The organism is Paenibacillus prosopidis, assembly GCF_003337375.1.
Classification (GTDB): domain Bacteria; phylum Bacillota; class Bacilli; order Paenibacillales; family Paenibacillaceae; genus Pristimantibacillus; species Pristimantibacillus prosopidis.
In genome coordinates, this window is the sequence record NZ_QPJD01000003.1 from 184,917 (window position 1) to 206,741 (window position 21,825).

The 21,825-nt window shown below is 46.5% G+C and carries 19 protein-coding genes; all 19 read left to right on the forward strand.

All coding sequences use genetic code 11. The annotated features are described in order from the left end of the window. Positions 1 to 37 precede the first annotated feature (37 nt). The 19 genes from DFP97_RS05695 (at position 38) to ymfI (ending at position 21,715) form a co-directional block, all read left to right on the forward strand. A complete protein-coding gene (locus DFP97_RS05695) occupies positions 38 to 988 on the forward strand; it encodes a bifunctional riboflavin kinase/FAD synthetase (protein ID WP_114379249.1) in 951 nt (316 codons plus the stop codon). Positions 989 to 1,163: 175 nt separating this feature from the next. Further along, positions 1,164 to 1,433 (forward strand): 30S ribosomal protein S15, encoded by a 270-nt coding sequence (gene rpsO, locus DFP97_RS05700; RefSeq protein WP_114379021.1) that lies wholly within the window; start codon positions 1,164 to 1,166, stop codon positions 1,431 to 1,433. Between the two features lie 153 nt (positions 1,434 to 1,586). Then, positions 1,587 to 3,686, forward strand: coding sequence for a polyribonucleotide nucleotidyltransferase (pnp, locus tag DFP97_RS05705; protein ID WP_114379022.1), 2,100 nt, complete (start codon positions 1,587 to 1,589; stop codon positions 3,684 to 3,686). A 186-nt stretch (positions 3,687 to 3,872) separates the two neighbouring features. Further along, positions 3,873 to 4,877 (forward strand): polysaccharide deacetylase family protein, encoded by a 1,005-nt coding sequence (locus DFP97_RS05710; protein ID WP_114379023.1) that lies wholly within the window; start codon positions 3,873 to 3,875, stop codon positions 4,875 to 4,877. A 36-nt stretch (positions 4,878 to 4,913) separates the two neighbouring features. Next, positions 4,914 to 6,182: a M16 family metallopeptidase gene (locus DFP97_RS05715; protein WP_114379024.1), complete on the forward strand. Its 1,269-nt coding sequence runs from the start codon at positions 4,914 to 4,916 to the stop codon at positions 6,180 to 6,182. Positions 6,183 to 6,186: 4 nt separating this feature from the next. Then, positions 6,187 to 6,606 (forward strand): dUTP diphosphatase, encoded by a 420-nt coding sequence (gene dut, locus DFP97_RS05720; protein ID WP_114379250.1) that lies wholly within the window; start codon positions 6,187 to 6,189, stop codon positions 6,604 to 6,606. 129 nt (positions 6,607 to 6,735) lie between these two features. Next, on the forward strand, positions 6,736 to 7,635 hold the full coding sequence (dpsA, locus tag DFP97_RS05725; protein WP_114379025.1) for a dipicolinate synthase subunit DpsA: 900 nt from the start codon (positions 6,736 to 6,738) through the stop codon (positions 7,633 to 7,635). Continuing rightward, positions 7,632 to 8,222, forward strand: coding sequence for a dipicolinate synthase subunit B (locus DFP97_RS05730; RefSeq protein ID WP_114379026.1), 591 nt, complete (start codon positions 7,632 to 7,634; stop codon positions 8,220 to 8,222). Before dpsA ends, DFP97_RS05730 begins: the two co-directional genes overlap by 4 nt. Positions 8,223 to 8,251: 29 nt before the next feature. Continuing rightward, complete coding sequence (gene asd / locus DFP97_RS05735; protein WP_114379027.1) at positions 8,252 to 9,286, forward strand: aspartate-semialdehyde dehydrogenase; 1,035 nt, start codon at positions 8,252 to 8,254, stop codon at positions 9,284 to 9,286. A 60-nt stretch (positions 9,287 to 9,346) separates the two neighbouring features. Then, positions 9,347 to 10,561 (forward strand): aspartate kinase, encoded by a 1,215-nt coding sequence (gene dapG / locus DFP97_RS05740; protein ID WP_114379028.1) that lies wholly within the window; start codon positions 9,347 to 9,349, stop codon positions 10,559 to 10,561. An 81-nt stretch (positions 10,562 to 10,642) separates the two neighbouring features. Continuing rightward, a complete protein-coding gene (dapA, locus tag DFP97_RS05745; protein WP_114379029.1) occupies positions 10,643 to 11,518 on the forward strand; it encodes a 4-hydroxy-tetrahydrodipicolinate synthase in 876 nt (291 codons plus the stop codon). A gap of 267 nt (positions 11,519 to 11,785) precedes the next feature. Further along, a complete protein-coding gene (locus DFP97_RS05750; RefSeq protein ID WP_114379030.1) occupies positions 11,786 to 13,465 on the forward strand; it encodes a ribonuclease J in 1,680 nt (559 codons plus the stop codon). Positions 13,466 to 13,639: 174 nt separating this feature from the next. Beyond that, the gene (locus DFP97_RS05755) at positions 13,640 to 14,389 is read left to right on the forward strand and encodes a ClpP family protease (protein ID WP_114379031.1); all 750 of its coding nucleotides are present in this window, start codon (positions 13,640 to 13,642) and stop codon (positions 14,387 to 14,389) included. Then, positions 14,386 to 14,610: a YlzJ-like family protein gene (locus tag DFP97_RS05760; protein WP_114379032.1), complete on the forward strand. Its 225-nt coding sequence runs from the start codon at positions 14,386 to 14,388 to the stop codon at positions 14,608 to 14,610. The genes DFP97_RS05755 and DFP97_RS05760 overlap by 4 nt, the downstream gene beginning before the upstream one ends. A gap of 69 nt (positions 14,611 to 14,679) precedes the next feature. Next, positions 14,680 to 17,349 (forward strand): FtsK/SpoIIIE family DNA translocase, encoded by a 2,670-nt coding sequence (locus DFP97_RS05765; protein WP_114379033.1) that lies wholly within the window; start codon positions 14,680 to 14,682, stop codon positions 17,347 to 17,349. Between the two features lie 119 nt (positions 17,350 to 17,468). After that, positions 17,469 to 18,221 carry a spore cortex-lytic enzyme gene (gene sleB / locus DFP97_RS05770; RefSeq protein ID WP_114379034.1) on the forward strand — a complete coding sequence of 251 codons (753 nt, stop codon included), beginning with the start codon at positions 17,469 to 17,471 and terminating at the stop codon, positions 18,219 to 18,221. Between the two features lie 168 nt (positions 18,222 to 18,389). Beyond that, a complete protein-coding gene (gene yfmF / locus DFP97_RS05775) occupies positions 18,390 to 19,682 on the forward strand; it encodes an EF-P 5-aminopentanol modification-associated protein YfmF (RefSeq protein ID WP_114379035.1) in 1,293 nt (430 codons plus the stop codon). A 3-nt stretch (positions 19,683 to 19,685) separates the two neighbouring features. Beyond that, positions 19,686 to 20,972, forward strand: a complete 1,287-nt coding sequence (gene yfmH / locus DFP97_RS05780; protein ID WP_114379036.1) for an EF-P 5-aminopentanol modification-associated protein YfmH — start codon at positions 19,686 to 19,688, stop codon at positions 20,970 to 20,972. After that, positions 20,969 to 21,715, forward strand: coding sequence for an elongation factor P 5-aminopentanone reductase (gene ymfI / locus DFP97_RS05785; RefSeq protein WP_114379037.1), 747 nt, complete (start codon positions 20,969 to 20,971; stop codon positions 21,713 to 21,715). The genes yfmH and ymfI overlap by 4 nt, the downstream gene beginning before the upstream one ends. Positions 21,716 to 21,825 lie beyond the last annotated feature (110 nt).

Genomic DNA, 21,825 nt, shown 5'->3' on the forward strand with positions numbered 1-21,825 from the left:
TTAAAGAAAGTTAATAGGAAATGCAGGTGTGTCAGCGTTGGAAATAATACCATTAACTTATCCTTTAAACGGTTTGTCCACGTTAACGCTGGACAAACCGCTTTCCATAGCAATCGGTCATTTTGACGGTGTTCATCGCGGACACCAAAATGTGATTCGCCAAGCAGTAAGGGAAGCGAAGGAAGCCGATTTGCTGTCAGCGGTATTGACCTTTGATCCGCATCCAAAGGAAGTGCTCGGTCAAGGCGATCAATATTATCGCTGCCTTACGCCTTTAGAAGTTAAGACGGGATTGTTTGCGGAGCTAGGAGTCGATCTCGTATTCGTCATGAGATTTGATACCACTTTCGCATCTGTCTCCCCGGAGCGCTTCGTAGATGAAGTGCTGCGCACGCTTCGTGCAAAGCAGGTCGTTGTAGGCTTCGATTTCAATTTTGGTTACAGAGGCTCCGGAAACACGGAAGCGCTGAAGCAATTGGGCTACCCTGACATTGCTGTGCATGTTATTGAGCCGCTGTTTGAAAACGGCATAAAAGTCAGCAGCACCTATATTCGGGAATCGCTCGAGCAAGGCGACTTAGAATTGGCTGAACGCCTGCTGGGCAGACCTTATGAAATGGCTGGTATCATTGTACATGGGGATGGGAGAGGCAGAACAATAGGTTTTCCTACCGCTAACCTGCAATTCAAGCATCCTTTCGTAGCTCCGAGGCTTGGCGTTTATGCGATTACCGCACTGCTGGGCGGGAAGGCATACCCGGGCGTTTTGAATCATGGAATGAAGCCTACGTTTAATAAGCAAGAGGTTCAGCCGGTTATGGAGGCACATTTGTTTGATTTCAATAGTGACATTTATGGGGAACAAATACGTGTTCAATTCCGATCTTTTATCCGGCCGGAACAGAAATTCAATTCAGTTGATGAGCTCGTCAAACAAATTGAGTTAGACTCACAAAAGGCTAGATTTCTAACGGAAGCATATAAATAACGAAGAAAATCGCATTCGCCTCGACAACGGTCTATCTAATATGATATACTTTACAACGTTGTGATTAGACATACGTTTTATATGTTCTAACCGCATACTTAACCTTAGCTTGGGTGTCCGATCTCACCGGCGGCAGCGAGGCTAATGGCGATTATATTGAAGGAGGTGAATTAGGATGGCAATCACTCAAGAACGTAAACAAGAACTGATTGAGACGCATAAGACACATGCTACGGATACTGGTTCTCCAGAAGTTCAAGTCGCTATCCTGACTGAAAACATCGTTAACTTGACTCAACATTTGCGGGAGCACAAGAAAGATCACCATTCCCGTCGTGGTTTGCTCAAGATGGTAGGTCAGCGCCGTAAGCTGCTTGCATACCTCAAAAACAATGATGTTAGACGTTACAGCGCATTGATCGAAAAACTCGGCCTTCGCCGATAAAACATGCGTAATGAAAAGCAACCTGGCTGTCCTGCCGTCCGGGATTATCGGATATGCGGATTCGGGTTGCTTTTTGTAATATGAAAAGACTCAGAAATTGCTACCATTCGTGTAGAAATATATACGAAATGACTAACCTTTAGGAGGGATAAAATGGTTCAACGAATTGAAATGACAGTAGGCGGAAGACCGCTGTCGATCGAGACAGGCCGTCTCGCAAAGCAAGCGAACGCTGCGGTAACCGTTCAATACGGCGATACAGTCGTACTATGTACGGTAACAGCATCTGCTGGACCGAAGGATTTGGATTTTTTCCCTTTAACAGTCAATTACGAAGAGCGTTTATATGCGGTCGGTAAAATTCCAGGGGGTTTCATTAAACGTGAAGGCCGTCCTAGCGAAAAAGCAATATTGTCCAGCCGTTTAACGGACAGACCGATTCGTCCGCTGTTCCCGGAAGGTTTCCGGAATGATGTGCAAGTCATGAACATGGTCATGAGCGTCGATCAGGATTGCTCGCCTGAAATCGCTGCAATGATCGGCACGTCAGCTGCATTATCTATTTCAGACGTTCCTTTTGACGGCCCAATTGGGGGGGTAATCGTTGCCCGTGTAAACGGTCAATTTATCATTAACCCGACAGTTGAGCAGGAGCAGCAAACCGATCTTTACGTCGTCGTTGCAGGAACTAAGGACGCCATTATGATGGTAGAGGCGGAAGCGAACGAGGTTTCTGAAGATGTTATGCTCGAAGCGATTATGTTCGGTCATGACGAAATCAAGAACATTGTCGTTAAAATCGAAGAGCTGCAGGCTGTTGCCGGCAAACCGAAAATGGAAGTTAAGCTACATAGTACAAATGAACAAGTCAATGCTGATGTTCGCGCATTTGCATCTGCACAGCTTGTTGAGGCCATTAAGGTTGAAGAAAAGCATGCGCGTCAAGATGCGATTGATGCTGTGAACAGCGCTGCTGTCACTCATTTCGAAGAGCAGTATGCTGAAACGCCTGAGCTGCTTTCCGATGTGAAGGAAGTACTCTATGACATCGTGAAGGAAGAGGTTCGCCGCCTCATTTCTCATGACAAGGTTCGTCCCGACGGACGTAAGCTTGATGAAATCCGTCCTATTGATTGCGATGTAGCGCTTTTGCCGCGCACACATGGATCCGGATTGTTTACACGCGGTCAGACACAAGCGCTTAGCGTTTGTACACTTGGTGCGATGGGCGATGTTCAAATATTGGATGGCATTTCGCCTGAAGAAACAAAACGCTTCATGCACCATTACAACTTCCCTCCGTTCAGCGTAGGTGAAGCTCGCCCGCTTCGTCCGCCAGGGCGCCGCGAAATTGGTCATGGTGCGCTTGGTGAGCGTGCGCTATCGAAGGTAATTCCTTCTGAGGCAGATTTCCCTTATACAATTCGCCTCGTTTCTGAAGTGTTGGAATCGAACGGTTCTTCATCGCAAGCAAGTATTTGTGCGAGCACGCTTGCAATGATGGATGCGGGGGTACCGATTAAAGCACCTGTAGCAGGTATTGCAATGGGGCTTATCAAAGACGGCGACCACTTCGCTATTCTTTCCGATATTCAAGGTATGGAAGATCATCTTGGCGATATGGACTTTAAGGTTGCGGGTACTGCGGAAGGTGTTACAGCTATCCAAATGGACATTAAGATTGCAGGTATCAATCGTGCTATCCTGCAGCAGTCGCTTGAGCAAGCCCGCCAAGGACGTCTATTCATTTTAGACAAAATGCTTGAAAGCCTGCCGACTTCGCGAACAAGCTTGTCCAAATACGCTCCGAAAATTTTGACACTTCGCATCAATCCGGACAAAATCCGTGACGTTATTGGCGCAGGCGGCAAAATCATCAACAAAATTATTGAAGAAACAGGCGTAAAGATCGATATCGAGCAGGACGGTATGGTATTCATTGCTTCCTCTAACGAAGAAATGAACCAAAAGGCAAAATCGATTATCGAAGGCATCGTGAAGGAAGTTGTTGTTGGAGAAATTTATGTCGGTACAGTAAAGCGGGTTGAGAAATTCGGCGCTTTTGTTGAAATTTTGCCGAACAAGGATGGACTAGTCCATATTTCCCAGCTCTCGACTGAACGTGTTGCCAAAACCGAGGATGTCGTCAACATTGGCGATCAAATCAAGGTTAAGGTAACGGAAATTGACCAACAAGGCAGAATTAATTTGTCTGCTAAAGTTTTAATGACGCCGGAAGTATCTCCACAATAATGACTCGCCTAAAGCGACAATAGATATATGCGAGAAAAGAGCCAGATTTAATCTGTCTCTTTTTGTTTTTCTTATGGAATAAATGTAGCCACATAATCTCGTCCCATTTTTCATACATATGGATTAACGTGCTTATTCACTACAAAAAGTGGGGAAGCACCTAGGCCGCTTACGGGAGTGGAGATTATGATTGTGAGAAAAGCTGCAATGATCGCAGCTAGCATGCTAATTTTGCTTGTTTTTGTTAATATTAATGAAGATGTTTCCGGATTTCTCGCCTCGTTGAAATATGGCGACGCTAAGCTTGCTTCCACTGTTAAAACATATTCTGAGACGGAAAGGAAGGAGCTGTTGACGACAATTTCTGCTGAAGCTGAGAAGCGCAAAATTGCTCCAGTCAATGCGAGAATCGATCGGGTATGGAAGGCGATTCCAGGGTATAACGGATTGGAAGTAGATGTGGAAAAAACGCTTGAAGCAGCTTTGCTTGAGCCTTCATCCAGTTCGATCCGTTACATTTTTAAAGAGGTTGAGCCTAAAATTAAATTGAATGACTTAGGTCCTTATCCGATCTACCGGGGTAATCCGAATAAGAAAATGATATCATTAATGATTAATGTAGCCTGGGGAAATGAATACATAGATTCTATTTTAAAGACCCTTGAGCGGGAAAATGTGAAGGCTACTTTTTTTCTTGACGGCAGCTGGCTTAAGAAATTTCCGGATGTTGCGAAACAGATACAGGCTGGTGGCCATGAAATGTCTAATCATGCCTATACGCATCCCGATATGAAGATGTTAAGCAGAGAGGCTCAATATAATCAAATTACTAAAACGGAGTCGCTGTTGAAGTCAACCTTAAACGTAAAAAACAAATGGTTCGCGCCGCCTTCCGGTTCTTTTAATCAAGCGACAGTACAGATTGCCGAGGAACAGGGTTTAAAGATGGTGCTCTGGACGATCGATACGATCGATTGGCAGAAGCCGTCCGCGGATACGATCCTGCGTAGGATATCAGCTAAGCTTGAACCGGGAGCATTAATTCTGATGCATCCAACCTCTTCGACACGAGATGCTATAGGAGGAATCATTGCAACTGCGAAAGCAAGAGGTTATTCGCTCGGAACGGTCAGTGAAACACTATCCTCAGCACGTATACCTCCCGTTGTTGAGGGAGCGAACGGTTTCTGATATAGTAAAAACATTCATGCAGTAGGAGGACACTAGGTGAACAAATATACGCTAAGCAATGGATTACGGGTCGTCGTTGAATATATTCCGACCGTAAGATCGGTTTCATTCGGAATTTGGGTTAAGACGGGCTCACGCAACGAGACGCCGGCAAACAACGGAATTTCGCACTTTATTGAACATATGCTGTTTAAGGGAACCAGCAATCGTTCGGCGAAAGATATAGCTGATTTATTCGATGGAATTGGCGGAAATGTCAATGCTTTCACTTCCAAAGAATACACCTGTTATTTTGCCAAGGTGCTTGATGAGCATTTGCCGCTTGCCGTAGACGCACTTTCCGACATGTTCTTTAATTCGCAGCTTGATGAAGGCGAGTTAGCCAAGGAGAAAAATGTTATTCTTGAAGAAATTTCAATGTATGAGGATACACCGGACGATAAGGTTCATGACGAAGCCTCGCGTGCTTCTTTCGGGGATCATCCGCTGGCTTATTCGATTTTAGGGCTTGAAGATCGCTTAACGGCAATGAACTCGGATTCACTTCGCGGATATATGAATGACATGTATACCCTTGAAAATACAGTAATTAGTGTGGCTGGCAACGTTGAAGAGAGCAAATTGCTTGCTCTGCTCGAAAAGCACTTTGGCAGTTTTACAAACAGTAAACCGGTTGTGACGGGAGGAGATGCGCCATCCTTCCAGGGTGATTACTTGTTCTTCAAAAAGAAAACCGAACAAAATCATTTGTGCATTACCTTTCCGGGATGTTCGATCACGGACTCGAATATTTATGCGATGATTTTGCTCAACAACGCACTTGGAGGCGGGATGAGCTCGCGATTGTTCCAAGAGATAAGGGAAAAGCGCGGTCTTGCGTATTCTGTATATTCCTACCATACGTCCTATGCGGATACCGGATTATTCACCATTTATGCGGGTACGGCTCCAAAGCAGACAAAAGAAGTGCTCGATCTGACGATGGAGCAATTGAACGAGTTGTCGGTCAAGGGCTTAGGCGAGGATGAGCTTCACCGCGGCAAAGAGCAATTGAAAGGCAGCTTGATTTTGAGCTTAGAGAGCACGAGCAGCAGAATGAATAGACTCGGCAAAAACGAGCTGATGCTCGGTTACCATTATACGCTTGATGAGCTGCTTAAAAGGATTGATTCGGTAACAATGGCAGATCTGCGCGAGGTTACGCAACGTATGCTGTCTGTACCTTTTGCGGTTGCTATGGTAGGATCGAACGATAAAGCAGCTGCGCAATTGGGGAGGAATCAATTTGTTTCAAGTATTGTTTAAACGTATGGAAGGCAATGAAGATATTGCAATTCCACGCAAAATGTCAGAATGGGCCGCCGGCTTTGATCTGCAGGCCGCGGTAGGCGAGCCGGTCGTTTTGGAGCCTGGTGAACGCCAGCTGATTCCAACGGGTTTTGCGATGGCTATGCCTGGGGAGTTGGAAGCGCAAATTAGGCCGCGCAGCGGACTGGCTTACAAGCATGGCATTACATGCTTGAACTCGCCGGGAACGATTGATGCCGATTACCGCGGCGAAGTAAAGGTGCTGCTTGTTAATTTAGGGCAACAGCCGTTTACGATTACACGCGGAGAACGCATTGCGCAGATGGTGTTTCAGCAAGTGCCTGCAGTTATGATTTCGGAAGCAGAGCAATTGCCGGAAACGGTTCGCGGTGCCGGCGGCTTTGGTCATACTGGCGTGTAGGCTGATATAGGTTTATTTTAATGTAAGAAAGATCGGGGCATCCGCCACGATCTTTTTTTCTTTTTCACCCCGCTCTGGGCGGACGCATAAGATACTTTAGAGCTAGTAGCAAGAAAGGAGTGAAGCCTGATGCTAACAGGCGTTCAAGTGCTGTTGCTTGGAGGCGACGCAAGACAGCTGGAGGTCATTCGCAAGCTGACTGAACTGGATGCGTCCGTCACCGTCTCCGGCTTTGACGGCTTGCATTCGTCTTTGGACGGAGCCGTGCAAGCAGAGTTCGAGGAGCAGCTGTTTGAAGGAATCGACGCATTACTGCTGCCGGCGGTAGGGACGGACGATCAAGGTCTGATCCATGCCGTGTTCAGCGATCGTCAGATGATGCTGACAGACAGTCATTTTTCCAAGCTTCCGAAGCACTGCACAGTGTATACAGGTATGGCCAAACCATATTTGCGTCAGCTGTGTGAAAAAAATGGACTTTCGTTAGTAGAGTTGTTTGACCGCGATGACGTTGCTATATACAATTCCATTCCGACAGCGGAAGGCGCATTGATGATGGCAATTCAGAACACGGATATTACGATTCACGGATCTTCATCAATGGTGCTTGGATTCGGTAGAACGGGGTTTACAATGTCGCGCACACTTCAAGGTTTAGGATCAAAGGTTAAGGTTGGAATACGTCGTTCCGAGCAATATGCACGGGCTTCGGAAATGGGCTTTGAGCCTTTCTACATCAGTGATTTGTTGCAGCATGTAAGCAATATTGACTTGCTTTTTAATACAATTCCGACTATGATAGTCACAGCACAAATTATCGCAAATTTACCTTCGCGGGCCGTTATAATCGACCTCGCATCGAAGCCGGGCGGAACAGATTTCCGTTTTGCCGAGAAGCGGGGAATTAAAGCGATGCTTGCACCCGGACTACCCGGTATCGTCGCACCTAAAACAGCTGGTCGTATCATGGCGGAATGCTTATCACAGTTGATTTTGGACGATACGACTAAGCGGGGGAATGGGATATGAATTGGTCTGGTATTACAGTGGGCTATGCCTTGTCGGGTTCGCACTGTACGTTTGCTGAAGTTATGCCTGAAATTAAACGGTTCGTCGATGCAGGTGCAAATGTGGTGCCGATCGTTTCGAATACGCTTATGACAACGGACACGAGATTTGGTAAGTCCGAGGACTGGCAGACACAGCTCAAGGCAATTACTGGAAATGAACTTATATCAACTATTGTGCAGGCGGAGCCGCTAGGACCGTCTAAATTGCTTGATGTTCTTGTTATTGCTCCTTGTACAGGAAATACAACGAGCAGATTAGCAAATGCGATTACGGACAGCGCTGTGCTGATGGCTGCCAAAGCGCAGATGCGTAACGGCCGGCCAATCGTGCTGGCCATTTCGACAAATGATGGACTTGGTTTAAATGCCGCTAACATAGCGAAGCTGCTAGTGGCTAAACATATTTATTTTGTTCCGTTCGGCCAGGATAACCCCGTGCAGAAGCCTAATTCGCTTGTTGCCAGAATGGATTTGGTCTTGGAAGCATGCGAAGCTGCCCTTCAAGGGAAACAGCTGCAGCCGCTTCTTGTCGAACGTCATACTTGACACAGGGTATAGAGGGGAGACGACAACAGATGTCGAATCAGAAATTGTTCAATGTTGCTGTAGTAGGAGCAACAGGCGCAGTAGGAGAACAAATATTAAAATTACTTGAATCAAGAAACTTCCCGGTAAAAGAGCTTAAGTTATTATCGTCTGCTCGTTCAGCAGGCACGAAAATTTCATTCAAAGGTCAAGAGCTGACGGTTGAGGAAGCAACGCCGGAAAGCTTTAAGGGTATTGAAATTGCATTGTTCAGCGCCGGCGGAGATGTTACGAAAGCTTTAGCGCCTCACGCCGTTGAACATGGGGCCGTATGTATCGATAACACGAATGCTTATCGTATGGACCCTAATACACCGCTTGTCGTTCCAGAAGTGAACATTGAGAAGGTTAGTGAGCATCAAGGCATTATCGCTAACCCGAACTGCTCGACCATCCAAATGGTTGCGGCGCTCAAACCTCTTCAGGACCGTTACGGTATTTCACGTATAATTGTCTCTACTTATCAAGCAGTTTCCGGTGCAGGTAGCCGTGCCATAGACGAAATGCTGCGCCAGACGCAGGCTGCTTTGAATGGCGAGGAAGTGAACCCTGCTATTTTGCCAGTGGGCGCTTTGCCGGTTAAGCATCAAATTGCTTTTAATGCGATTCCGCAAATCGATAAATTCCAAGAAAATGGCTATACGCTGGAAGAAATGAAAATGGTTCGCGAAACCAAAAAAATTATGGGTGACGAGTCCATCCAGGTTACGGCTACTTGCGTACGTATTCCTGTTGTTTACGGTCACTCAGAGTCGCTGTATGTTGAGCTCAAAAACAACTACGATTTGGAAGATGTCAAGCAGCTGTTAGCAGATGCACCGGGCGTAACGCTCGTTGATGACCCTGCAAATCAGCAATACCCGCTTGCGACCGATGCTGCCGGTAAGCCGGATGTTTTTGTCGGCCGTTTGAGACGCGATCTCGGGTCAGAGCGCGGACTTAATATGTGGATCGTCTCCGATAACCTGCTCAAAGGCGCAGCATGGAACGCTGTACAAATCGCTGAACATATCGCAAAAGGTTAATTTATTAAGTAAAGGGTAATATGCTGCTTCTTCTTGGGATCGAATACGGAGGATAACCATATGCGCATCCTGATTCAAAAATTCGGGGGCACCTCTTTATCAACCGACCGTGCCAGGGAACACGTTATCCGTCACATTAGCAGAGAACGCAATAATGGTTTTGCAGTTGTCGTCGTCGTTTCAGCAATGGGTCGCAAGGGCGATCCCTATGCGACAGATACTTTGCTGCAGCTTGTCTGCGACAATGGCGATCGATTGCCGGCGCGTGAACGGGATATGCTGTTAGGCTGCGGAGAAGTGATTTCCGCAGCCGCTTTATGCAGCTTGCTAAGCGCTGCCGGAATACCGGCCGTCGTTTTAACCGGGGGACAGGCGGGGATCCTTACTGATGAACAATATGGGCATGCGCGCATTAAAGAGATTCGTCCTGACAAAGTGCTTGCCCACCTTCGTTTAGGCTCGGTCGTCATTGTAACGGGGTTTCAAGGAGTTACAGCGCAAGGTGATACGACGACTCTTGGACGCGGCGGTAGCGATACTTCTGCTACTGCGCTTGGCGCTGCGCTTCGTGCAGAGATGGTTGATATTTATACGGATGTCAATGGTATATTGACAGCGGATCCGAGAATTGTCGAGGAAGCAAAGCCGCTGCCGGTCGTCAGTTACGCAGAAATATGTAATATGGCGCGTCAAGGTGCAAAGGTTATTCACCCGAGAGCCGTAGAAATCGCCCAACAAGCCCGAATACCGCTCCGCGTACGTTCAACGTTTACGACGGACACGGGGACGCTCGTAACGGACTCCTTTGAAAAAAGAGCTGAATTATCCGTTAAGGACCGTCATGTGACAGGCATCGCTCATGTATCCGGTGTTACACAAATATCGGTGAAGGCGATCGAAGGCCGTAATGACGTGCAGCTTCAAGTCTTTCAGACAATGGCTAAACATCATATTAGCGTTGACTTTATTAATGTAACACCTAGCGGAGCTGTTTATACTGTATTTGACCGGGATGCTGAACGGGCAGTCCATGTGTTGAAGGAATGCGGTTATACTCCTTCAGCGGTAAATGGCTGTGCGAAAGTATCCGTTATAGGCGGCGGCATGAACGGAGAACCTGGCGTAATGGCGCGTATTGTGGAAGCGCTGACGGAGCAGGGTATTTCAATTATGCAATCTGCAGATTCTAACACAACGATTTGGGTGCTCGTAAAGGAAGCGGATATGGCAGTGGCATTAAGGGCCCTGCACGCTAAGTTCGAGCTTCATCTATAAACACGCGGTTTATTTATTCGGATAAGCTGGCATATTCATTCGAACTTTTTCGGCTAAGTAATGCTTTTAGGAGGAATTCAGATGGAATTTGGAAGATTAATTACCGCAATGGTGACCCCATTCGATGCTGACGGTCAAATCGATTGGCAGACAACGGGCCGCTTGATTGATTATTTAATTGAGGAGCAGCAAAGCGATAGTCTTGTCGTTTCCGGAACAACTGGCGAATCACCGACGCTGTCGGATGAAGAGAAGCTGGAATTGTTTCGTTTTGCTGTCAAGCATGCGAATGGACGTTGCAAGATTATTGCCGGTACAGGGAGCAATAACACGGCCCATTCCATCCATCTGACGAAAGATGCGGAAGCGGCTGGTGTCAACGGTATTTTGCTTGTTGCGCCATACTATAACCGTCCTAATCAAGAAGGACTATACCAGCATTTCAAGGCTGTAGCGGAAGCTACTGCGCTCCCGATTATGCTTTACAACGTAGAAGGGCGCACGGGCGTTAATATTTCTGTAGAAACGACGCTACGATTAGCCGAAATTAAAAATATCGTTGCAACAAAAGATTGCGCATCGACAGATCAATTAACGCAAATCATCAGCGCAGCTCCTACTGGCTTTAAAGTATATACCGGTGATGACAGTGCGTCACTTCCTGCTCTAGCAGTAGGTGCATACGGGACTGTAAGTGTGGCTAGTCACATCGTTGGTGCCAAAATGAAACAATTAATTACAGCATTTGTTACAGGAAACGTAGAAGAAGCTGCTAAGCTAAACGGTGAATTATTTCCTGTTTTCAAGGGGCTGTTCTATTGCCCGCATCCTGTTCCAAACCCGGTTGCCGTGAAATATGCGCTTGGCTTGACCGGACTTCCTGTAGGCGGAGTAAGGCTTCCGCTTGTTACTGTAAATGAAGCAGAAGCAGCTTTTTTACGTAAACTGATCCTATAAATAAACGTATTTGTTGATTGCAGCCGGTGCGTCCAGCATCGGTTTTATTTTTTTGGGAAGCATAATTGATAATAGCAATATCGGGTTTCACTTGTATTCCATCTTTTTCATCATGTATAATGATTTCAAGTGACTGGGTGCGGCAAATATTTGGAAATGAACAAAGCGTCAGAGCGGCATCTGACGATAACAGCACATATTTATGCAAATAGCCATGCTTTCGAAGCGATTTTTGCTTCGCAAAATTTTAAGGAGGTATAGATACACTTGTCTAAGAAGAACAACCAAGATAAGCTACTCATTTTTGCACTAGGCGGAGTAGGCGAGATCGGAAAAAATATGTATGTAATCCAGTACAATAACGACATTGTTGTTGTTGACTCGGGTTTGAAGTTTCCAGAAGAGGATATGCTCGGTATAGATATTGTTATTCCGGATATTTCTTACTTAACGGAAAATCGCGATAAGGTACGCGCTATTATTATTACACACGGACACGAGGATCACATCGGTGGTTTGCCATACGTATTGAAAAACCTAAATGTACCTATCTACGCAACAAAGCTGACACTGGGCCTTATTGAAGGTAAATTGAAGGAAGCTGGCTTGCTGGGTGAAACCAAACGAATTCTCATTAATGCGGACACAGAAATTCAATTAGGAACCATTCGAGCTTCTTTCTTCAAAACAAACCACAGTATTCCGGATTCCGTCGGCGTTTGCCTGGATACACCGGAAGGAACAGTCGTTCATACGGGCGATTTCAAATTCGATCATACGCCGGTTAATGAGCAATTTGCTGATTTACAGCGTATCGCCGAAATCGGTAAACGCGGCGTACTTGCATTATTATCTGACAGTACGAACGCAGAGCGTCCGGGCTACACACCTTCAGAGGCTCAAGTAGGCGACAATCTTGAAGATATTTTCCGTAAATCTTCACAGCGCGTTGTCGTTGCGACGTTTGCTTCGAACGTACACCGGATTCAACAAATTATTAACGCCGCGATTGCAACCCGCCGCAAAATTGCTGTTGTAGGTCGCAGTATGGTTAACGTTGTAGGCATTGCTTCCGATCTTGGATACTTAAACATTCCGGAAGGAATGATTATCGAACCGGAGGAAGTAAACAAATTGGCGGCTGACCGTGTCGTTATTTTGTGTACAGGCAGTCAAGGAGAACCGATGTCGGCGCTTACACGCATGGCGCGTTCGACACACCGTAAGGTTGATATTTTACCAGGAGATACCGTTATCATTGCCGCAACGCCAATCCCGGGCAACGAACGATATGTAGGCCGTACGGTTGATGAACTGTTCCGTTTGGGAGCTAATGTTATTTATGGACACGGATCAGTATCTGGCGTACACGTATCCGGTCATGGCAGCCAAGAAGAATTGAAGCTTATGCTTAATTTGATTAAACCTAAATACTTTATTCCTATTCACGGTGAGTACCGGATGCTTCGTCAACACGGTAAGCTAGGTGAAGCAATCGGCATCGAGCGTGAAAATATTTTCATTATCGATAACGGTGATACGGTCGAATTCCAAAACGGCAACGGCCGTAAAGGCTCGAAAGTACAAGCAGGCAATGTTTTAATCGACGGCTTAGGTGTAGGCGATGTCGGAAATATCGTACTTCGTGACCGTAAGCTTCTGTCGCAGGATGGTATTTTAGTGGTGGTAGTTACGCTAAGCAAGCAAGATGGGGCAATCATGTCCGGTCCGGATATCATTTCCCGCGGTTTCGTTTATGTGCGTGAATCGGAAGGCTTGCTGGATGAGGCTAACCGAATTGTAACATCAACGTTAACCAGATTGATGAATGATAAAGTAAATGAATGGGCATCGCTCAAAACGAATGTTAAGGATGCGCTTGGTCGCTTTTTGTACGAGCAAACACGCCGTCGCCCAATGATTTTGCCGATCATTATGGAAGTTTAATACGAATTACGATAAATAATCATGAAGAGGATCGCAAAAACGTCCCGCATTGCCGCGGCGGACGAAAGCGATCCTCTTTTTTTGTGTTCATTTATGATAACTTTTTTTGAATAATTTCCACGTCCGACTCCATACTATGACGAGCTATATTTTATATGAAGGGGATTGAAAATAATGTATCAATCAGGAATGGATTTTACATCAGAACAGCTTGAGCCTAACGCAGATGAGAAAAGAAAGACGAACACTGTCGTCGATACGATCCAGCAGCTTGGTCAAACGGCAACGCCTGCCCCTACAGAATCGAACATATTTTGTATGACGATTATAGGTCAGGTGGAAGGTCATCTCGTTCTCCCTCCGCAAAACAAAACGACGAAATATGAGCATCTTATCCCACAGTTAGTGGCAGCTGAACAAAACCAGAAAATTGAAGGCGTCTTTATCATTCTAAATACAGTTGGCGGCGATGTTGAAGCGGGGTTAGCCATTGCCGAAATGATTTCTTCCTTATCTAAGCCTACTGTTACACTCGTCTTAGGAGGCGGTCACTCCATTGGCGTGCCCATTGCCGTGGCAGGAGACATGTCGTTTATAGCAGAAACAGCTACGATGACGATACATCCTATTCGATTAAACGGGCTTATTATTGGTGTACCGCAAACGTTCGAATATTTGGATAAAATGCAGGAGCGTGTCATTCGTTTTGTGACCTCCCACTCGAATGTGAGCGAGCATATTTTTAAAGAGCTGATGTTCAAGACCGGCGAGTTGACGCGTGACATTGGAACGACTGTAATCGGAGCCGATGCGGTTAAGCATGGTTTAATCGATGCGGTCGGCGGCCTCGGAGAAGCGATCAAAGAGTTAAATCGAAGAATTGAGGCCAATAAGCTTCTCAAACAAGAGGTGAGTACCGTATGACCCTTTATACGAATATGCCGCTTGAACTCGTCCTGGAAGGAGTTAATGATGAGGTGGAGCCGCTTCAAGAGGTATGGGCAAATGGCGTAAAGATGCAAGTAACTTCGGTAGCGCCCGGAATAGGTAAAATTGTACGACTGCTGGAATGCGACTTGAATGACTATTTAAATCCAAGCTTAACGCCTGGAATGATAGTTCATTATCAACCAACTGCAAACTGACGTTCGTACCATCGTCTCATAGGAACATTTGTCCACCTATGGTATAATGTTTTACCAGAGGTGACTGATTTGGCAAAGAAAAAGAGACGAAAAAAATCAATTGGTGCAAACTTAAAATATGAAGTCTATGGCATATTGCTTATTACCATTTCCATTATCGCGCTCTCCGGAGAGGCTGCTGTCGGACGCTCATTATCCAAGCTGTTCGGACTGGTGCTCGGCAAGTTTTATTTTGTACTTGCTCTGATAGGTGTTTTTGTAGGGCTCGCCGTTATGATAAGACGAGCTTGGCCGAAAGGCTGGACGAATAAAAGGACAGGCTTATTAATACTAGTGCTGGCGTTTACGTTAATGAGCTCGATTTCGGAAATTGATCAGAAGCTGAGTCCTATAGAAGAGCTGTCTGGAGGAAAGATTTTGGAGCAGCTCAGCACCGATTTAAGAACACAATTAATTTCCGTTTCAGCTGCAAACGATCAGTCGATCAGAGAGAAAGAGATAAGCGGTGGTTATGTAGGAGCCATTCAATATTCGTTATTTTTTTCCTTATTCGGCTATTACGGCGCGAAGCTCATTATGTTTGTCATGTTTGCTATTTCGATTATGCTGATGACAGGCAAGTCATATGTAGAGCTAGGAAGAGTCATCAGCACGAAAACGGGACGGCTGCTCAAACTGCTTGGTGCTAAATGGGCGAAGCGTGCTTCCTTGCGAGCTGCAGCTGCATCAGCTAACAATAATGTAAGACAAGCCGATATCGTTGATGACGATGATGACACAATCGATGACGATTATGACAGCTATGTCGTCTCTCCTCCAAAAAAGAAGAAGTCGTTGTTTTTTTCCTGGAAGCAGGATAACGGGAAAGAGCAGATTAACACACAGGATGAAGTGCAAGATGAATGGATAATTGAACAAACCGCAAAGGGTACAAAGTCTAACGGCATACCGGCATGGCAAAGCGATTATGATCAACCATGGGAGAAATCAGGCGAGGAACAGCCTTCGGCAACCGCTAATCACCGCGTTCAAGATGATCTCGCGCCATGGGAAGAGGCTGGAACAATTTCGGTTATGAACGGGGTGCCTGCTCCCGAGGAGAATGCTGAGCAATGGACTGGAACCTGGCCGGTTAATGAACCGGGAGCTACAGAGGTTCCTAAGGATTCTGAGGATGAAGATGATTTGCCTATAGCTGATTCGTTAGTGCCGGCTGCCGAACCAACAGAAGACTCCGATGCGTTGGTGAATGAAGAAAGCTCTGTACTAGCTGCTCCTAAAAGACCTGCTTCAGAGGTAGAAGCAAGTAAGGTGAAGCCCTACTTGCTTCCGCCTTTCTCCTTGTTAACAAAGCCGAGCTTGCTGGGCAAAGGCTCGGATGCATCAGATATGTTCGATTCACGCAGGAAGCTTGAAGCGACTCTCGAAAGCTTCGGTGTTCGCGCCAAAGTGCTCGATGTTGTACGTGGACCTGCAGTGACGCGTTATGAGGTACAGCCGGCAACAGGAGTTAAGGTCAGCCGGATTGTTGGTTTAACCGATGATATCGCGCTTGCGCTGGCTGCGAAGGACATTCGGATGGAGGCGCCCATTCCAGGGAAATCGGCGATCGGTATAGAGGTTCCTAATATGGAAGTATCAGTTGTAACGATGCGCGAGGTTATGGAAACTGCGGCTTTCCAGAATGCACCTTCTAAATTGTCTATAGCATTCGGAAGAGATATATCCGGGCAGACGATTGTCGGCAATCTGGCCCGAATGCCGCATTTGCTCGTTGCAGGTGCTACCGGCTCCGGAAAATCGGTGTGTATTAATGGTATTATTACGAGCATTTTGTACAAAGCGGCACCTGATGAAGTGAAGTTCCTAATGATCGACCCGAAGATGGTTGAATTAAACGTATACAACGGCATACCGCATTTGCTTGCTCCTGTCGTAACGGATCCGCGCCGCGCTTCGCTTGCACTTAAGAAAATCGTAGTTGAGATGGAGAAGCGCTATGAAATGTTCTCGAAATCCGCGACTCGTAACATTGAAGGCTACAATACGCTTATGGCAGATAACCCGGCCGCAGTTCTTCCGTATATTGTCGTTATTGTGGACGAGCTTGCCGATTTAATGATGGTTGCAGCGAATGATGTTGAGGATTCTATCGCAAGGCTAGCCCAAATGGCTCGTGCCGCAGGTATTCATCTCATCATTGCTACTCAACGTCCTTCTGTTGATGTTATTACCGGCGTTATTAAGGCAAATATTCCATCGCGCATCGCATTTGGCGTATCCTCACAGGTCGATTCACGTACGATACTTGATATGGTCGGGGCAGAGAAGCTCTTAGGCCGGGGAGACATGCTATTCTTGCCGGTCGGGATGTCTAAGCCGATTCGGGTACAGGGCGCATTTTTATCGGATCAGGAAGTCGAAACGCTCGTTACATATGCTCGCGGACAAGCGGAAGCGGAATATAAAGAGGATCTTGTGCCTGAGGTCGAGGAAGAATCAGCTGAAGGCGACGAAATGCTTGATGAGCTTTACGATCAAGCGGTTCAAATTATTTTGGAAGCAAAGCAAGCATCAGTATCGTTATTGCAGCGCAGAATGAGGATTGGATACACAAGAGCCGCAAGACTTATCGATCAGATGGAAGCACGCTCTGTCGTTGGGCCTTATGAAGGAAGTAAACCGCGTGAGGTGCTTATTACGATGGAACAGTTCCAGGCTGGCCGGATAAGCTCATAAATCCCGTGGATTTCATGAAGCGCGGATAAAGTGCATAGAAGCCGGACAACTTTCTCATACTAGAGTTAGGTAACGCTACCTTAAGCGAACTAACTTGCAAGAGAAAGGCAGATCCCTACATGAGAAATCGTTTGATTGTGGTGACCTCGATTATCGTTCTGCTGTTGTTCGGGTCCTTTTCACTACTGCGCGGCGGGGAGAACGCTGCAACGGAAACGTTCAGCAATGCTACGCTAAAGGTTGGCTCCTCTGGCCAGGATGTATATGAATTGCAAGGACGTCTAACGCATCTTGGTTTCTTCAAAGGCAAAATTGACGGGAAATTTGGTAAGAGCACGAAAGATGCAGTTACGTGGTTTCAATGGAAGTTTGGATTGAAGTCAGATGGTGTCGTCGGTGCGAAAACAAAGCTGAAGCTTTGGGAAGCAACGAAATCATGGAGGCCGACTGCAAAGACAGCTCCTACTCCTAAAAAGAGCACCCCGGGATCCGTTGCCAAATCCAACCGGCTTGGCTTTACGGACAATGACCTGCAAATGATGGCCAACGCCGTGTATGGCGAGGCGCGCGGTGAGCCGTATGAAGGTCAGGTAGCCGTTGCGGCAGTTATTATCAACCGGGTGAAATCACCAAGCTTTCCGAATACGATTTACGGCGTCATATTCCAACCAGGTGCTTTTACGGCTGTCGCAGACGGCCAAATTTGGTTAACGCCTAATGAAAAAGCGAGAGAAGCAGTAGAAGATGCTATCAATGGCTGGGACCCATCCGGCGGATGCGAATATTACTTCAATCCTGATACCGCCACCTCGAAATGGATATGGACCCGGACGCAAATCAAAACAATCGGGAAGCATATTTTCTGTATGTAACTATACGTTGGTTATGAAAGGAAGCAGCCGTTACTGCCTAGCGCAGCAGTGGTTGCTTCTTCCATTTCCTATAGGTTAGAATGGTATAGGGATTTGTCAATTGGAATAGATTTACTCTATATCCACATGTGTTCTTAATCCGTAATAAGACGGGACATTAACGCGCCGATGAAAGGAGCAAACCGAGTGACCCAATTCGAGAGAGGGCAGCTGCAGCGGATTCGTCTGCACGTATTGCCTACTAAACGATTCAAGACGTTTGCAATTTCTTTATTTGCAGGACTTACGCTCGATGAAGCAACGGTAACGCCGGTTGCGCTCATTCCATTCGTACTTAGAAGAGGTACGGCAAACACGCCTGAAACAATTGCTTTTCGAGAGAAGCTTGACGATCTATATGGAGCGGGCTTTGGTTTCGATGTATATAAAAGAGGCGATTCTCAGATCGTCCAATTTCGGATGGATGTAATTAATGACGCGTTTGTTTCTTCCAATACATCACTGCTTGCCGCTTCGCTTCAGTTTTTGGGCGATGTGGTTACCGATCCGCTGCTGGAGAACAACAAGTTTCGTCAAAAATATGTGGATGCTGAGAAAACGACGCTTAAAAAACGTTTGGAGGCGATCGTCAACGATAAAATTCGTTATGCGGCTGAACGCTGCTTAGAAGAAATGTGCGCCGATGAACCTTACCGGCTGCATCCGTTAGGAAAGCTTGAACAAATTGACTCGATTACGCCGGAAGCTTTGTATAAGCATTATGAGCAGTGGCTTGAGAATGCGGCACTCGATTTATATGTCGTCGGTGATACATCGCTGGAAGAGGTGACGCAGCTTGTCACTGGGGCGTTCAAGCTTATAGCAGGTACGCCGTCATCTTATTCTTTGCCTAACGTTAACCAAACCGTTAAAGAAGTGAAGAAAGTGACGGAGCGGATGGATGTTAGTCAAGGCAAGCTTAATATGGGCCTTAGAACAGGGGTCGGATATGATGATGATGCTTATCCTGCCGTTCTCATGTATAACGGCATATTAGGCGGTTATCCGCATTCGAAGCTGTTTCTCAATGTACGGGAGAAGGAAAGCTTGGCCTACTATGCCGCATCACGTCTCGATGGCCACAAAGGCTTATGCACGATCCAATCCGGCATCGAGTTCGCCAATTATGAGCGGGCGGTCGCTATTATTCAAGAGCAGCTTGAAAGCATGCGGCAAGGAAATCTATCGGAACTGGAGCTTGATCAAACAAAAGCAATGATCTCGAATCATCTTCGAGAGCTGCAGGATTCCGCATACGAGATGATTGCGTATGATTTTAACAGTGTGCTCACCGGTAAGCAAAGAAGCGCCCAGCAGCTGCTGGAGCAGGTTCAAGCGGTTACTGCGGATGATATCGTTAAGGTTGCGCAGGGCGTTCAGCTGGATACGATTTACTTTTTGCGCGATCGAAAGGAGGCATAACGTATGCAAACCCTTACTTATCCAAACGTGCAGGAGACGTTATATAGGGAAGTGCTCGATAACGGTCTGGAAGTCATCGTGCTGCCCAAGGAAGGCTTCAACAAAACTTACGCGACGTTTGCAACTAAATACGGTTCCGTGGACAATCGTTTCTCGGTCGGCAACCAACCCGCTGCAAAAGTTCCGGACGGTATCGCACATTTTCTGGAACACAAAATGTTCGAAGAACCGACGGGTGATATTTTCGCCGTATTTGCATCTCAGGGAGCTTCGGCGAACGCGTTCACAAGCTTTGACAGAACGGTTTATTTGTTCTCTGCGACAGAACAGATTAATGCGAATTTAGAGACGCTCATTAATTTTGTTCAAAATCCGTATTTTACCGATGCAAACGTGGAGAAGGAAAAAGGCATTATCGAGCAGGAAATAAATATGTATCGAGACAATCCGGATTGGCGTGTATATTTCGGGCTTATTGACGCTCTTTATCATGAGCATCCCGTGCATATCGACATTGCAGGAACAGTCGAATCGATTAGACAAATCGATAAGGAAACGTTATACCGTTGCTACGAAACGTTTTATCATCCGTCAAACATGCTGCTGTTCGTAGTTGGCGGCGTGGAGGCCGAGGAAGTGTTTAAGCTCGTTCGCGATAACCAAAGCCGCAAGTCTTTTGAACCGCAGGGACCAATCGGGCGTTATTTTGAGAATGAGCCTTCCTCTGTGAAAATAGCTCGTAAAGTGACTGAGCTGCCCGTCTCACTGCCCAAATGTATGATTGGGTTCAAAGAAAAGAAGACTGACCTAACGGGTGAAGCGCTGCTTCGTCAAGAAGTAACGACTAAGCTGATGTTGGAAGCGCTAATAGGTCCTAGCTCGAAGCTGTATCAGCAGCTGTATGAAAATGACCTCATCTCGGATTCGTTCGGCCACGAATTTAATTCGAGTACCGGCTATGCCTTCTCGGTAATAGGCGGCGATACGCCTAATCCGGATGAGTTGATCGCTCAAATTCGATCAGCTGTGGAAGACACGCTGGAAAGAGGCATTGAGCCTACCGCTTTTGAACGGTCGAAACGCAAAAAAATTGGCAGCTATTTACGAATGCTGAACTCCCCAGAAGCAATTGCCGGTGAATTTACGAGATATCGGTTCCGTGACAGCAATATGTTTGATGTGCTCGACTATTATGAAAGCTGCACACTTGAAGAGATAAATGAACGGCTGCGCGAGCATTTTGATTTCGGTCAGCTTGCTGTCTCCATCGTGGAATCGCCGGCAAAATGAAGACGCTGCAGCAAATGACGGTATTAATAACCGGGGGAAGCCGCGGAATAGGGGCAGCGATTGCCAAACGTTTTGCCGCGGAAGGTGTTAATATCGTCATACATTATTTGCATTCGCATGAAACGGCGAATGAAGCAGCACGTACTTGTATGGCTCTAGGCGCGAACGTATTAACGATCTCAGCGGATTTACGCTCGAAGGAGCAGCTTGAACGGATGCGGGAAAAGCTGGAGAGTCATAACATGCTGCCGGATATATTAGTTAATAATGCCGGCATTTCACATTATGGCATGCTGACGGATGTATCGGAAGAAGAATGGGACGATGTAATGGCTGTCAATTTGAAGGGCATGTTTCTCTGCTCGCAGCTTTTCATGCCGAATATGATTGCACAGAGATATGGCCGCATTATAAATGTATCATCCATTTGGGGCATGTCAGGCGCTTCCTGCGAGGTGCTGTATTCGACAACTAAGGGCGGCATGAACGCTTTCACGAAGGCGCTGGCGAAGGAGCTGGCGCCAACCGGCGTTACTGTAAATGCAGTCGCCCCCGGCGCTGTCGACACCGATATGATGGCTGGCTTCAATGCGGAGGAGAAAGCTGCGCTGCAGCAGGAGATTCCGGTAGGCCGCTTCGGTTCGACTGATGAAATCGCTTCGCTTGTTTATTTTCTGGCGTTACCTGAATCATCGTACATTACAGGACAAGTTATCAGCCCTAACGGCGGTTGGCATACTTAGGAAGCAGACGCAACCTTTTGCCCGTCAAGTCCGTTTGTATAATTAGTGATGCTTTGATACAAAATAATGACTGTTGATGATTCTTTTCTATACCATTAGGAGGCGAAGAG